Origin of the sequence: Aliiglaciecola sp. LCG003, from assembly GCF_030316135.1 — a bacterium.
In the GTDB taxonomy this organism is placed as follows: Bacteria; Pseudomonadota; Gammaproteobacteria; order Enterobacterales; family Alteromonadaceae; genus Aliiglaciecola.
Genome location: NZ_CP128185.1, coordinates 3,978,730 through 3,992,636 on the forward strand (window position 1 = coordinate 3,978,730; position 13,907 = coordinate 3,992,636).

General features: G+C 43.9%; 15 protein-coding genes. 1 reads left to right on the top strand and 14 read right to left on the bottom strand.

Annotated features, from left to right (window positions below):
- The first annotated feature begins 58 nt into the window (after nt 1-58).
- Nucleotides 59-736: a YitT family protein gene (locus tag QR722_RS17340; RefSeq protein ID WP_286284219.1), complete on the top strand. Its 678-nt coding sequence runs from the start codon at nt 59-61 to the stop codon at nt 734-736.
- 55 nt (nt 737-791) lie between these two features.
- Here the strand turns inward: QR722_RS17340 and QR722_RS17345 are convergent, their stop codons facing one another.
- From QR722_RS17345 to rimK, 14 genes are all read right to left on the bottom strand, one after another.
- Nucleotides 792-1,217 carry a VOC family protein gene (locus QR722_RS17345; RefSeq protein ID WP_286284220.1) on the bottom strand — a complete coding sequence of 142 codons (426 nt, stop codon included), beginning with the start codon at nt 1,215-1,217 and terminating at the stop codon, nt 792-794.
- A 2-nt stretch (nt 1,218-1,219) separates the two neighbouring features.
- Nucleotides 1,220-2,629: an aldehyde dehydrogenase family protein gene (locus tag QR722_RS17350; RefSeq protein WP_286284221.1), complete on the bottom strand. Its 1,410-nt coding sequence runs from the start codon at nt 2,627-2,629 to the stop codon at nt 1,220-1,222.
- A gap of 131 nt (nt 2,630-2,760) precedes the next feature.
- Complete coding sequence (locus tag QR722_RS17355) at nt 2,761-4,059, bottom strand: adenylosuccinate synthase (RefSeq protein WP_286284222.1); 1,299 nt, start codon at nt 4,057-4,059, stop codon at nt 2,761-2,763.
- A 295-nt stretch (nt 4,060-4,354) separates the two neighbouring features.
- Complete coding sequence (locus QR722_RS17360; protein ID WP_502872443.1) at nt 4,355-4,546, bottom strand: DUF2065 domain-containing protein; 192 nt, start codon at nt 4,544-4,546, stop codon at nt 4,355-4,357.
- Between the two features lie 166 nt (nt 4,547-4,712).
- The gene (locus QR722_RS17365; protein ID WP_286287721.1) at nt 4,713-5,432 is read right to left on the bottom strand and encodes a winged helix-turn-helix domain-containing protein; all 720 of its coding nucleotides are present in this window, start codon (nt 5,430-5,432) and stop codon (nt 4,713-4,715) included.
- Nucleotides 5,433-5,494: 62 nt separating this feature from the next.
- Nucleotides 5,495-6,208: a spondin domain-containing protein gene (locus QR722_RS17370; RefSeq protein WP_286284224.1), complete on the bottom strand. Its 714-nt coding sequence runs from the start codon at nt 6,206-6,208 to the stop codon at nt 5,495-5,497.
- Between the two features lie 9 nt (nt 6,209-6,217).
- On the bottom strand, nt 6,218-6,901 hold the full coding sequence (locus tag QR722_RS17375; protein ID WP_286284225.1) for a spondin domain-containing protein: 684 nt from the start codon (nt 6,899-6,901) through the stop codon (nt 6,218-6,220).
- Nucleotides 6,902-7,102: 201 nt separating this feature from the next.
- A complete protein-coding gene (locus QR722_RS17380) occupies nt 7,103-7,519 on the bottom strand; it encodes a group I truncated hemoglobin (protein WP_286284226.1) in 417 nt (138 codons plus the stop codon).
- Nucleotides 7,520-7,524: 5 nt separating this feature from the next.
- On the bottom strand, nt 7,525-8,337 hold the full coding sequence (locus QR722_RS17385; protein ID WP_286287723.1) for a DUF3034 family protein: 813 nt from the start codon (nt 8,335-8,337) through the stop codon (nt 7,525-7,527).
- A 29-nt stretch (nt 8,338-8,366) separates the two neighbouring features.
- Entirely contained in the window at nt 8,367-10,706 is a 2,340-nt protein-coding gene (locus QR722_RS17390; RefSeq protein WP_286284227.1) for a putative bifunctional diguanylate cyclase/phosphodiesterase, read from the bottom strand.
- A gap of 4 nt (nt 10,707-10,710) precedes the next feature.
- Nucleotides 10,711-11,358 (bottom strand): methylamine utilization protein, encoded by a 648-nt coding sequence (locus QR722_RS17395; protein ID WP_286284228.1) that lies wholly within the window; start codon nt 11,356-11,358, stop codon nt 10,711-10,713.
- A 46-nt stretch (nt 11,359-11,404) separates the two neighbouring features.
- Nucleotides 11,405-11,845 (bottom strand): ATP-dependent zinc protease family protein, encoded by a 441-nt coding sequence (locus QR722_RS17400; protein WP_286284229.1) that lies wholly within the window; start codon nt 11,843-11,845, stop codon nt 11,405-11,407.
- Nucleotides 11,846-11,879: 34 nt separating this feature from the next.
- Nucleotides 11,880-12,923 (bottom strand): succinylglutamate desuccinylase/aspartoacylase family protein, encoded by a 1,044-nt coding sequence (locus QR722_RS17405; RefSeq protein WP_286284230.1) that lies wholly within the window; start codon nt 12,921-12,923, stop codon nt 11,880-11,882.
- Entirely contained in the window at nt 12,923-13,828 is a 906-nt protein-coding gene (rimK, locus tag QR722_RS17410) for a 30S ribosomal protein S6--L-glutamate ligase (protein WP_286284231.1), read from the bottom strand. The genes QR722_RS17405 and rimK overlap by 1 nt, the downstream gene beginning before the upstream one ends.
- Nucleotides 13,829-13,907 lie beyond the last annotated feature (79 nt).

Genomic DNA, 13,907 nt, shown 5'->3' on the forward strand with positions numbered 1-13,907 from the left:
TCCGTTACACTCCGCGACCGTTATTTTCCAATTGATTGCCAGCAAAAGGTTGTATTGCATGCCATTCCCCACACACCGATTTTACGAAGATGTTTTAGCACTATTTTGTGCCTGTACGATGGTGTCATTAGGTATTGTTCTATTTGATCACCAAGGAATGTTAACTGGCGGCACTGCAGGCATTGCTATCATTGGCAGTCATCTGACATCGGTAAATTTCGGTATCATGTTTTTTGTGGTTAACATTCCGTTTTATTACCTTGCTTGGTCTCAGTTGAGCAAGCGCTTCACTATCAATACCTTTATTTCAGTCACTATGGTGTCATTGATGACCGAACAGATGAGTCAAGTCATTCAAATTCAGCAGGTCCATCCGTTGTTTTCTGCAATGGTTGGCGGAATGCTAATAGGCGTTGGTTTGCTTATCATGTTTAGGCACAAATCAAGTTTGGGCGGTTTGGGTATTTTGGCACTCTACCTGCAAAATAAATATACGATACGAGCCGGTAATTTTGGTTTGTTAGTGGACTCAATTATAATGACGGGATCGATATTCATTTTTAGTTTTGAATTAGTCATGCTGTCAGTGATTGGGGCGATCACGCTTAATCTACTGATTGCAGTCAATCATAAACCCGGCCGTTATCAGGCAGGGAATGTTAAAAAACCATTAGATGTAAAAAGTGATGAGGTTCAAGCCGATATTGACGATAGTTTGTTAAATACCGCCAAATAACTTGAGCTAAAACCTAAAGGTTTGCACTGAATACGTCAACAAAGATATCCACTCATCAACTTTCAAATAACTGTTTAATGTCTTTAAACGCCTTAAATTCAAGGGCGTTGCCGCAAGGGTCAAGAAAAAACATAGTGGCTTGTTCACCAGTTTGTCCGGCAAAACGAACATAAGGTTCAATTACAAATTCAACCCCAGCGGCCTTGACTCGCTGTGCCAGTGAGTGCCAATCATGCATTTCAAGTACCACGCCAAAATGTGGGACAGGCACTGCTTTATTGTCTACCTCATTGGGGGCGGGTTGACTTGGCATATCAGCGACTAAATGGGTTACCAACTGATGACCAAAAAAATTCCAATCAATCCAATGGCTTGAACTACGACCTTGTGCGCATCCAAGCACTTTGGAATAGAAGTCTTCGGCTGCAGGTAAATCATCTACCGGAATAGCTAAATGAAAAGGCTGAATATTTGCAGTCATTGTCACAACAACCTTTTAAGAATGGATAATTTGAGTGCACTAAACGGCGGATAACGTAAACTCACATCAAACTTAAAGCTGCGTTTCATTACTGTTTTAAGGTGACTAAAGGTATCAAAGCCGAATTTTCCATGGTAGTTACCCATTCCGCTATGCCCCACACCACCGAACGGCAATTCTGGGTTCAACATAAACATGAATCCATCATTGACACAGGTGCTGCCTGCGGATGTTTGATTCAGTACTTTTTGTTCAAATTGACTGTTTGCAGTGAAGACGTAAAGTGCTAATGGCTTCGCTCGCTGATTCACAAAGGGAATTGACTCATTGATATTATTTAGGGTGATAATCGGCAAAATAGGGCCGAATATTTCCTGTTGCATCAATTCACTATCGAGTGCCGGGTCAAGTACGATAGTCGGAGCAAAGTACTTTTTATCCAAATCTTGTTCACCACCAAATACGATATTTTGACCTTCTAAGTAGTGACTTAGTCTTGCAAAATGGCGTTGATTTACGATACGGCCATAGTCTTTGCTAGATTTAATATCTTGCCCATAAAAGGCTTGGAGCTTTTTCTGTATTGCCGCGATTAATTGACTGGAGAGTGACTTTTCCACTAGAACATAATCAGGAGCAACACAGGTTTGCCCAGCATTCATCCACTTACTCCAAACAATCCGAGCGGCAGTTACCTCAATATCGGCACTGGATTCAACGATACAAGGGCTTTTTCCGCCCAACTCCAAAGTGACAGGCGTTAGATGCTCCGCTGCTGCGCGCATGACTATCTTACCTACCGTTTCACCGCCAGTATAAAATATATGTTCAAAAGGCTGTTTGAGTAATTCTGTGGTTTCATCTACCGCACCCTCAACCACAGCGATAGCATTGCTATCAAGGTATTGGGGCACAATTTCGGCTATTAATTTAGAGGTTTGGGAAGCCAGTTCTGAAGGTTTCAACACTGCGCAATTCCCAGCCGAAATAGCCGCGATAAGAGGAGCAAAAACTAACTGAAAAGGATAATTCCAAGCACCGATGATTAATACAGTACCTAATGGCTCAGGCAGTTGATAACTGCAGCCTGGTTGCGCCGCTATAGGCGTGCTGACTTTGCGAGGTTTCATCCACTTTTTTAATTTCTTAAGTGTGTGTTCGATATCTCCGACAATAAAACCGATCTCGGATAGCCAAGATTCACTTTTACATTTGCCTAAGTCAGCATGCAAAGCAGCCAATATCTTATCTTGTTGCTCCAATGTCATGCGCTTGAGCTGATTTAACTGTTCCACACGCCACGAGTACTCACGGGGGTATCCTGATGAAAAGGTATCCCGTAAACCCGCGACGATAGTTGCGATTTGCGATAGTTCTGAAGGCTGTTCAACAGTCGGGCTTAGATCACTCATAATTCACCTTGGGCATATAATCTAAAATCATTATTACACAAATTGAGTTGCTGAGAAGGGTTTTGAGCTGAGTTAGAAAAACAAAAAAGCCGCTTTTTAGCGGCTTTTTTTATTTAGTATGAAGGTTAGGATTAAACTTCGAAGGGATGACGCAATACTATTGTCTCATTGCGGTCAGGCCCGGTTGAGATAATATCTACTGGTACCCCTGTCAGTTCTTCTAAACGCTTAATGTAATTTTTCGCTGCTACCGGTAAGTCTTCATAGACTGTTACACCGTAGGAGTTTTCACTCCATCCAGGCATGCTTTCATAAACTGGCGTAATAATATCATAGCCATCAGCGGCCATAGGCGGCACGTCTTTAATGGTGCCGTCAGCATGCTTATAGCCAGTGCATATTTTCAGCTCTTCAAGGCCATCCAACACATCTAATTTGGTTAGGCAAAAACCGGTAATTGAGTTAATTTGCACCGCACGCTTCATTGCAACAGCATCAAACCAACCAGTGCGTCGCTTACGGCCTGTAGTGGCACCAAACTCATGACCTTTAACGCCAAGATGCTGGCCCACTTCACAATCTAATTCCGTGGGGAATGGACCTGCTCCAACACGAGTGGTGTAAGCCTTAACAATACCTAGTACGTAATCCAAGTGCAAAGGTCCAAAACCCGCGCCTGTGGCCACGCCGCCAACGGTGGTATTTGACGATGTGACATAGGGATAAGTACCGTGGTCGATATCAAGGAGTGTACCTTGAGCCCCTTCAAACATGATGGCATCACCACGTTGTCTAGCTCTATCTAGCTCATCGGTCACATCTACTACCATAGATTTAAGCAAGTCAGCGACAGCTAATGCATCCGCCAATACTGTATCAAAATCAACAGGGTCTGCTTTATAGTACTGAGTCAGAACAAAGTTATGGTATTCAAGAATTTCTTTCAGCTTAACTGCGAATTCTTTAGCATCAAATAAATCGCCCACACGCAAACCACGTCGAGAAACCTTGTCTTCATAGGCGGGGCCAATGCCGCGCCCGGTGGTACCGATCGCTTTGTTACCTCGAGCGGTTTCACGAGCAACGTCTAGCGCAACATGATAAGGCAGAATTAGCGGGCAGGCCTCACTGATTACCAGTCTTTCCTGTACTGGAATACCGCGAGCTTCAAGCATGCGCATTTCAGTTAATAAAGCTTCTGGGCTCAATACCACGCCATTACCAATAACACAGGTAACGTTCGCGCGCAGGATGCCAGAGGGGATTAGATGCAGGACGGTTTTTTCACCATCGATTACCAATGTATGGCCAGCATTGTGACCACCTTGATAACGCACAACGTAGGTTGCCTGATCCGTAAGTAAGTCTACTACTTTACCTTTTCCTTCGTCACCCCATTGAGTGCCGAGTACTACTACATTTTTAGCCATGAATAAAAACTGTCAGAAAATTAGGCGAGGATTCTATCAAAAAGCAGCCCACTAGATCACCCGTTTTTTCACTTTATTCATGCCAAAATAGAATAAAAGCTGAACAATAGGCTAAAAAGGCGCTTTGAACGAGATTTCACAACAACAAAGTTAGTTGTTTAGATAACAACCTATCGAATTATCTATACTCATAGCCGATTTTCTCTACAGGTACGGATGGATCCAAAACCTGAGTCGCAATCAGACTTTCTGCCTAGCAAGGGCTTAGAGAGACTATTAATGTTTGTAAAGCTGACTACTCAGGCAATAAGAAGAACAATGCTACCAAGCCTATTGTTACCATAGCTCCACCAATTGTGCGTAGCTGTTCACTTGGTTGAGAGGCCACTTGACTCAGGTAATTTTTCCAGCTATTGGGGAAAAGCATGGGTCCAATTCCCTCAATGACGAACACCATAGCTAGCGCCACCAGTAACGTTTGCCCCACAGTATATCTCCCCAGCATTGTATGTTAATCGCGCTATAGTATGCCGCAATTCACGAAAATTGGTATGCTTTGTAGTCGCAAAATTAACACAATCCCATTAAGGAATAGGATTACAGCGAGTCTATTGGCTAGATGCTAGGAGAGGCAAAAAATTAAATAACTGAATTTACGCAACGCCTGCTGGGTTGAATTTATATCCCACTCCCCAAACGGTTTGAACTATAGATGGACTGGTGGCGTCATCTTCAATTTTCGCCCGAAGTCGATTGATGTGAGAGTTTACCGTATGTTCATAACCACTGTGGTGATACCCCCATACAGACTCAAGTAGCTGACTGCGGGTAAAAACCTGATTAGGATGACTGGCTAGATGCAGCAGTAACTCAAATTCAGTAGCGGTTAAGTCTAGAATCACACCTTTAAAGGTCGCCACATGATTCTTCTGATTGATCTGTAAAGCGCCAATATTTAACGGGGTATCCGCATTTGCCAGTTGAGGGCTATACACTTGTTTTAAACTATTGGCTTTGCGCAATTGAGAACGCACTCGGGCCTGTAACTCACGGACGCTAAAAGGCTTGGTGATGTAGTCATCAGCACCGAGTTCAAGACCTAATACCCGATCTGTTTCTGAGCTTTTCGCGGTTAACATAATGATGGCCTGTTGCGGCTTTTTTTCTCTGACCTGACGACAAATATCCAAGCCATTGACTCCTGGCAGCATCACATCGAGTAGCATTAGCGCAAAATCATCTTCAAGAGCTGAGGTTAATGCTGGTTCGCCACTAGCAAAGTGCACTATTTCGACGCCCAGTTCGGCCAAATTAACCCGGATCAATTCCGCAATGTCTAAATCATCCTCAACCACTAACACATTGTCCATTATTTACCTTATCAATTTAAAACTCTCACTGTGTACAAGCCGGCCAAAGTGAGAGGTTGAACTAATTACTCAATTCGATTCACCGTAAGTATAGCCACGGGATTATCAAACGTATGCTGGGCATCAAGTACTGAGGTAATCAAATTATCAGCAGCGGTAACCACACCTGGATGATCAGCAACAAAATCCAAATCATCACGAGCAGCGTCGAATCCAACCCCGCTATCAGCTGGTCCAGGAATAGAGCCACTAGCTTCAGTGTTCTTTTCAGTGCCGGCATCATAGGCCATCAATGGAGTTGACCAAGACTGTCCCACTGAAAGCTGGTTTAGCTGCCAAGCATTTAGACCGGTAAAGCCGTCATTGGTATTCACTAACATAGTGGCGAGTGATAATTTAGCATCATCGATGTCTTCAATGGTTACCATTACTGACTCAGTGCTTCCCGGTGCAAGAATACCTGCGCCAGACGCGCCTGCGTCGACCATAGGTAGCGCTAGCAAGGCAGAATTATCTCCGCCTTCGGCCATCATTTCGAGTGCTTCAGATGCAGACTCTCCCACCATCCATAGGTTGCCGTCGCGATGTAACACAAGTGTCAGTGGTGATAGGGGTTGAGCATTGGTTAGATTTGTCACTGTCACTTCATAGCTATAATTCACTGGCGCTGGAGGAGGCTGAGTGACATTGTCATCGTCACTGCCACAGGCATTTAACAGTAAAGTAGAAACTGCAACAGTGGCAAAATGGTAAGAATATCTTTTTGTGTAGTTATACATGATAACCTCCTAGTTTACCGTTAAGACCACTTTTGCGACAGGATTCAGCCAACGATGTACGCTGTTTACCATGTCGCTGCTACCAGCGGCCATATCACTATCACCAAAGTTGCCTCGATGAATATGCACAGTTGCATTGGTTTCGGTACTAGTTACCCCTGAGCCTCCGTTACCTAAGAGCGGATCTAGTGGCGGTGGTACTGGCATACTGGTGCGCAATTCATCGTTCGCTTCGGTGCCTGCATCATAAGCGTTGAGGTAAATGGTATAGGTGCCCACCTCACTCGGTATGGGCCAACTGCCCAAACCTACAAACCCATCATTGGAGGGAAGCACCATACCTACAATAGATAATACTGAATTACTGCTATCGTTTGTGAGCATGGTAGAGGTTGATGCGGATGGAACTAGCAAACCACCAGCAGAATTAGCCACCATATCGGCATTAATTGAAGTGCCAATGGTCATTAGACCATCAAGCGCACCGCCTTCAGCCATTGCTTCAATCTCTGCAGAGGCCGCTTCACCGAGTTCAAACAGACTGGCATCAGGGGTATGCGCTGCTACGAGCAACGGCGTAAAGTAGATGCCTTGTGTTAAATTTTGAATTTCGATGGTCAACTCTGCTGCCGATGCTTGCTGTGCTGCAGCGATGAGTAAGGTCGATGAAACTAGTCTAGTAATTTTCTTCATGTTAATCCCTCGTTTAGAATATTTAGTTAGTCAACGAGGTTTAGTGTGGATCTCAAATATCGCAAAAGTATCACGAAAAGAATACGATTCTATCCAAGCAAATATTGGCTCGTAAATAGTCCCTTAGGGAAGAGGAAAATTGAAAAATAGAATTTAAAATAAGCACCTAACTAAGGTAGTCATCATACAGTCAAGTCAAAACTACTGGTACAACATATCCTTGCGAGTCGGCGCTAGCACTTTGAGTACTTGGTTTTGCATGGGATGGGAAACCTCGGCTTTATCCATCGCCTTTATCAATAAATCCACCGTGCGATTAAAATGACCTTCGGTTATATTCATCCCCTGATGAACTTGTTCCATAGTGTCGCCTGAATACTGACATGGCCCCCCGGTCAATACACATATTTGCTCGGTCAATTTTTTTTTGAAACGGTCGATGTCTGAGCCTTCGAAATACCCTAAAATAATGGGGTCATATTCGATTTCAGTGACAAAATTGTCCACAATTTCAGCCACCTTGTCACTGCCTCCAAGCTGTTGATAAACGGTTTGTTGCTGGGTGGCACAGCCACTTAGTATCGTTGCTAATGATAAAAGTAAAATCACTGTTCTCATTCCAATCACCATAGTTGACCATTGACCGATAAATAGAGGCCAGATTGATCTTGTGCCCCTGCAATCGAGCCTAGCTGAACCCATGCCAGGGTTAAATTGATATTTTTGTTGGGGATGTAAGAAACAAAAACGTCAAACCAATCGTCCTCGCCCAAACCAAGATTATCAGGCTTTTGGCGATATTCAACGCCAACGGCTAGATGCCGCGAAAACAAAATCCCTGCTGAGGCTTCCAACATGACTTCATGCCCATTTTGGGTCGTACTGCCGAATCCTAGTAGGCCCATTTCATTCGCTCTAGTGGCACGGGCCGTTAGGTTCCAGACCGCATTGTAGCCGGCAAGGGCAGCTAGATGCACTTTGGTCATGGCGACATAAAAGTCAGTGCCGCTAGAGTATGAGTCAGCTCCGAGTGCCTCAGCAATGGCTCCATCTTCAAGCCGTTTATGTTGCATCCCCACGCTCACCTGGGGCCAAGCAGAAAAAACCACATCACCATATACGCGATATTTCAATCCGACCACATTTTGCCGAATATCTCCACCTAAGGTTTTCAAATCAAAGCGTTGGTGTGCCACACTCATTTCCAATCTATCGTAAAAAGATACCGACGCCGCTAGCGTATTGAGGCGATAATCATCAATATCCACTTGGCTTATGGCCACGTTAACCGATATTTGATCTCGACTGTCATAACCAGCGATAGTGGCCCACGGGACTATGCCTCCGCCGCCACTGCCTTCAACTTGTATCAGGCCTGCGGTACCAATTAATTTGCCATCTGCCGCTAGTAGATCAGCTGATACGCTCAAATACATGATTAAAATACAAATCCGGCTGGCTAATTTCATTGTTCAAACCACTCTGTTGCTAAATTGTCTTTGCACCAGTCAAGCATATCTTCGACTGGAATTGGACGACACACATGATAGCCCTGCACCCAGCGGCATCCCCAATCATGCAGCAATTGAAGCGACTGCTGATTTTCGACCCCTTCAGCAATGACTCCAAGATTAAAGTTGTTGGCCAGCTCTAAGATTGTTTGCACAATTTTTTGGTCGCTGGCTTGCTCGTGTAAGTTTAAAATAAAACTTTTATCTATTTTAAGCTCGGTTACCGGCAGCTCTTTAAGATACGCCAAGGATGAGTAGCCTGTTCCAAAATCATCAATTGCTATAGAGAATCCCGCAGCACGAAATTTATCTAGCTCCACGACGGCCTTGACTGGATCTGCCACAAGGTCACTTTCGGTTATTTCAAATGATAAACAAGCGGCCGACAAGTTGTTATTTTTCACATGCCGCAGAATGGTTTTCAACACTTTAGGGTCAAGTATGTCTTTAGCAGACAAGTTAACTGCTATACAAATATTTAACCCAGCTAACTGTATTGCTTTAGCGTCTCTCACTGCAGTCTTAATGACATACTCTGTGACCTGCCCAATCAAACCAGCTTGTTCGGCAATTCCGATGAATTCATCTGGTGGGACAAATCCCAACAAAGGATTATTCCAGCGAATCAACGCTTCTGCGTGGGTTATCGCACCTGTGTGTAATTCTAACTTAGGCTGATACACCAGTTTCAACTCATCATGATGAGCCAATAGGGCCTTTTTCAATTGAGTGATAATCGCCAACCGCCGCGTATAACGCAATTCAAAATCTTGGTGATAAGTCACCAGTAGATCTGGAGATGAACGGGCCTCATCCAAGGATATATTTAATCTGCGCAGTACCTGTTCGGTATTTTCACAATCTTGCGGACAGGTCAACAACCCCATGGCAATTTTAACATTCATCACCACGTCTTCGATAATAATAGGCAGTTCAATCTGATGCTGGATTTCGACTAATTGCTCCACGGTATATGTCTTAGTGGGGATCCACAAAAATTCTCCACCATTTAGACGGGCGCTGATACCACCAAGCTGCTTGAATCTAGCCGCTACAACTTGTAAGCATAGATCGCCATTGTGATAGCCAAAAATATCATTGACCCCGCGGAAACCTAATATATTCGCACCTACGACCTGAAATGCCTTGCCGTGATTAAACATTTCAGTAATCAAATGGCTAATCTGATAGCGGTTATTTAGCTCAGTGAGTAGATCATGGCTGGCTTGATAAGCAATCTGGCTCTGACGTTCTCGAACTTTACGTTGCATAATCTCGAAAGAGGACGATAGCTCATCAATTTCAGTGGTACTGGAATCAATAGTAATTTGCTGATCATAATCGCCTGACGCTATAGTTTGCGCGATTCGAGACAGTTTTTTTAACGGCTTTGACAATTTTTTGGCCACTAACGCACCAAGCAGCAAAGATAACGCCACTGACAACAACGCAATAACAGTCACTTCGATTTGCAATTGGTTGAACTCACCAAAGAGCCTCTCAACATCTTCCGAAAGTACCACCCAAATTTTAATTTGTGCGGTTTCTTCTAATAAAAAGGCCTTTGATATATAGCGTGTATCTGAGTGCAAAGTAAAATCAAACCAAGAAATATCCACTTCAGTCTGCTGCACTGCTTTTAGCATGGTGGCATGATCTAAGGTAGACGCTATGTACTTATCCGATAGGTTTTTAGATTGCTTGTCACTGACCCGAATACTTGCATCCAGTTGAGTGATACTCTTCATTCTATCTAACAAGAACTTATCTATTTCAAAGCCGACTAGAGCGTATGCACTGGGTGTGGGAGAGTTCACCACCAGCAATATTGTTTGGTATAACTTTCCGTCCAACAGCAAAATAGCGTTTGCACCGCCTTCGAAATACGTTTGCTCCAGCAGATTATTGTAGGCAAATTGACTATCCACCTTTAACACCTCAGAGGTACTATTAATGGTGATGCCATCGAGTGAAATAAGCGCCATTAAATCGGCGGATATTCTCGCGCCCTGATTTTCCAGCACGCTATCTATGGTCAAGCTGTCTTGACTATTGACCGCATCTTTAAAGCCAAAATCCGCAGTCAGCACCTCGGCTGAATTAAATAGCTGAGATTGCCTGGATTCTAAGGCTTGAGTGAATACGGATTGAGCAATCTGCAAATTGCTTGCGAGCTGAGCTTTTGCTTGTTCGGTGGTGGAAAGCCAGACATTAATCAGTGTGGCCACAGCAAATAACACCACTAAACCTGCAGAGAGTCTAAAAATGTGTTGGTTAAGTGAGCGTATCGCCATCTGCTTAACCTTTTTGACCAAATTTCTTAGAACCGAATGTACTGGAGGGTGTTGGTGGTTTTTTCAGCAGCATTACCTGTGCAACAGCTTCACCAGCATGCAGCTCTACCGGTACCTGCATACGTTCCGTTTGTTTAAGACTAAGTAGCGGATGCCATATGGTGACGGTCTCAGGGAGCTCAGACTGAAACATTGCCAGTCCCAAAGCGTCGGTTACTTTAGCCAATTCACGTTCAGCCACGTAAATATAACCCACCATATTGTCATGAATGTTACATCCCAGCACTGCCACTCCCGCTTTATCATACTCAATTGGGGCTTCGTGAGAGCCCTTATATAGTTTAATTTCAAAAGGTTTAATGGCGGAAAAACTATAAACATGATGGCGGATATTATCACTATTGGGAAAGCGGACCTGTTGACCTTTATTGACCACTAACACCTGGGGTGAAAACTGCTTGTTAATTTGATCCATAATGGCAACAGATGAGTTATCTGTTGTCATTTTGGGGGTTAATGGGATGCTTATTACCGCATTCGCGACTGGCTGCCCATCTTGATTCACCACCCGAATTTTCTGCTCGGCCCAAGCAGTATCCAAACTCAATCCAACAATAGCAGAAACTAACCATGAAATTTTTTTACTGCTCATTTATGTCACCTTAAATACTTTTTGGGTATCAAATTCGTACCTTAAATTAGCTTTTCCGAATCACATATTCTAATTCAGGATCGACCACAACTCTGCCATTCATTGCTTCTCGACCGAGCAACATCAAATAGGTCATTTCAGATCTATCTGTCAGGGTTAAATTTATACTCCAGGTCATTCCAGCAAGCTCTATTGGTGTCTCGATAAGATATCGATGTTCCCGTGTTGCAGTAGAACTTTTAACTTTACGCACCGCCATTATCTTGGCTTCGGATCTGACAATTTCATTTACGTCATGAATGTCTGGGTGAATATCAAAACTCACCCATGATTCACCGTTTTTCTCGAACTCTTCAATATTATCAACATGCAAAGACGATGTCGCAGCCCCTGTGTCTACACGAATATTGAGGTTTTCTATTCCTAACTCCGGCAAGTTACATAGCTCTAATGAGCCTACAATGACTTTACTTAGGTACTTTTGCATAACTCTGTCACCTTGAAATAAACCAATTCAATTATTAATACACCATAGGAGCGTTGCCCTGCACCAAGTCATCCTGCACCATATTATCCTGCAGCAATCCCATATTTTCAGCTACGGTATCGGGCTTTTTAAAATAGGCAATGTGGTACATGGCTTCCCCTTCTTGGGCCAAAGGAATGTTTTGTTTGCCAATCACAATACCTTCAGCGGGCGATGTCACCTTACCTAATTCTTCCCCATAAGGATTTGAGATAATAGCCAACACACCATCTTTAACCACATGGTCACCTAGACTCGCAATATGATGAACTAAACCACTTTCATGGGCGCGCACCCAGCCACTTTGTCGCGCGATGAAAGGCTCAATACTGTGATACTTTTTCGAACGACTTTTATTCAGCATACCAATTTCGCGCATGATGTTAGTCACACCTTTTAAACCGGCGCGAATTGAAAATTCATCATATCTTAGTGCCTGCCCAGCTTCATATAACACGACTCTTACGCCTAGATCGGCAGCAGCTTGGCGCAAGGAGCCGTCACGTATATCTGCATTTAACATCACCGGCAGACCGAAAGCTTTGCACAGCACTAGGGTTTGCTCATCATCAAGGTTAGCTCTTACTTGAGGAAGATTACTGCGATGTATGGCGCCTGTATGTAAGTCAACGCCATAGTCACATTTGGCCACAATCTCGGTCAAAAAGGTATGCGCGATGCGACCGGCCAATGAGCCTTTTTTACTACCGGGAAAACACCGATTCAGGTCACGACGGTCAGGCAGATAGCGACTTTGGTTCAATACTCCATACACATTAACCATAGGCACCGCGATTAAAGTGCCACGTAGATTTCTAATTGACTTAGAACGAATCAATCGACTGACAATCTCAATACCGTTTAACTCATCGCCATGAATGGCAGCACTGACAAATAAAGTCGGTCCTGGCTTTTTGCCTCTTTGCACATAAACAGGAATAGACATGTGCGTATCCGTATACAATGGAGGCATTTCAAGCTGAACTTTTTTGCTTTCACCAGGCTTGATATCTACCCCCCCAATGGTTAAGACATCCACTATCCTTTACCTCGTGTTTTATTACTGTGCGGCTTAGCATTATTTTCAATGAATTCCATTACCATGCCGGCAATGTCTTTACCTGTGGCATTTTCAATCCCTTCAAGACCAGGCGAAGAATTTACTTCCATCACAACAGGGCCGTGGTTAGAGCGGAGCAAATCTACGCCACACATGTTCAACCCCATGGTTTTTGCAGCATCCACAGCAGTTTTTCGCTCTTGAGGTGACAATCGGACTATTTTCGCCGTTCCTCCTCGGTGCAAATTCGAGCGAAACTCACCATCAGCAGCTTGACGTTTCATAGCAGCAATCACCTTGCCACCCACCACTAAACAGCGAATGTCTGAACCACCTGCTTCTTTAATAAATTCTTGAACTAGGATACTGGCATTGAGTCCCATAAAGGCTTCAATGATGGATTCCGCGGCTTTTTGAGTTTCGGCTAAGACCACGCCGATACCTTGGGTTCCTTCCAATAACTTAATCACGACAGGGGCGCCGCCGACATTTTTAATCAAATCATCAATTCGATCTGGATGATTGGCAAATCCAGTGCGCGGCATGCCAATACCTTTACGAGAAAGTAATTGTAATGAGCGTAGTTTGTCTCGCGAGCGGCTAATCGCAACCGACTCATTAATAGAGAAGGTTCCCATCATTTCAAATTGACGCACCACTGACGTACCGTAAAACGTCACCGATGCCCCAATTCTTGGGATGACTGCATCATATTTAGGTAACGCTTTGCCCTTGTAGCGCACAGAAGGTCGACTGCTAGTGACGTCCATGTAACAATGCATAGTGTCGATAATATCTACCGTATGACCACGGGCTTCACCTGCTTCACGCAGACGTCTGGTAGAGTAAAGATTTGGATTTCTAGATAAAATTGCGATTTTCATACTGGTTTTCCAGTTAAATTGTTACTATTAATACTACTTAGCAAAACGCAAACCACAAAGCACTTTCGCGCGTAAATAC

What these genes read in the sequence shown, in the direction of transcription:
- QR722_RS17340 (WP_286284219.1), top strand. Translation starts at nt 59, where the DNA reads ATGCCATTCCCCACACACCGATTTTACGAAGATGTTTTAGCACTATTT.
- QR722_RS17345 (WP_286284220.1), bottom strand. Translation starts at nt 1,217, where the DNA reads ATGACTGCAAATATTCAGCCTTTTCATTTAGCTATTCCGGTAGATGAT.
- QR722_RS17350 (WP_286284221.1), bottom strand. Translation starts at nt 2,629, where the DNA reads ATGAGTGATCTAAGCCCGACTGTTGAACAGCCTTCAGAACTATCGCAA.
- QR722_RS17355 (WP_286284222.1), bottom strand. Translation starts at nt 4,059, where the DNA reads ATGGCTAAAAATGTAGTAGTACTCGGCACTCAATGGGGTGACGAAGGA.
- QR722_RS17370 (WP_286284224.1), bottom strand. Translation starts at nt 6,208, where the DNA reads ATGTATAACTACACAAAAAGATATTCTTACCATTTTGCCACTGTTGCA.
- QR722_RS17375 (WP_286284225.1), bottom strand. Translation starts at nt 6,901, where the DNA reads ATGAAGAAAATTACTAGACTAGTTTCATCGACCTTACTCATCGCTGCA.
- QR722_RS17380 (WP_286284226.1), bottom strand. Translation starts at nt 7,519, where the DNA reads ATGAGAACAGTGATTTTACTTTTATCATTAGCAACGATACTAAGTGGC.
- QR722_RS17385 (WP_286287723.1), bottom strand. Translation starts at nt 8,337, where the DNA reads ATGTATTTGAGCGTATCAGCTGATCTACTAGCGGCAGATGGCAAATTA.
- QR722_RS17390 (WP_286284227.1), bottom strand. Translation starts at nt 10,706, where the DNA reads ATGGCGATACGCTCACTTAACCAACACATTTTTAGACTCTCTGCAGGT.
- QR722_RS17395 (WP_286284228.1), bottom strand. Translation starts at nt 11,358, where the DNA reads ATGAGCAGTAAAAAAATTTCATGGTTAGTTTCTGCTATTGTTGGATTG.
- QR722_RS17400 (WP_286284229.1), bottom strand. Translation starts at nt 11,845, where the DNA reads ATGCAAAAGTACCTAAGTAAAGTCATTGTAGGCTCATTAGAGCTATGT.
- rimK (WP_286284231.1), bottom strand. Translation starts at nt 13,828, where the DNA reads ATGAAAATCGCAATTTTATCTAGAAATCCAAATCTTTACTCTACCAGA.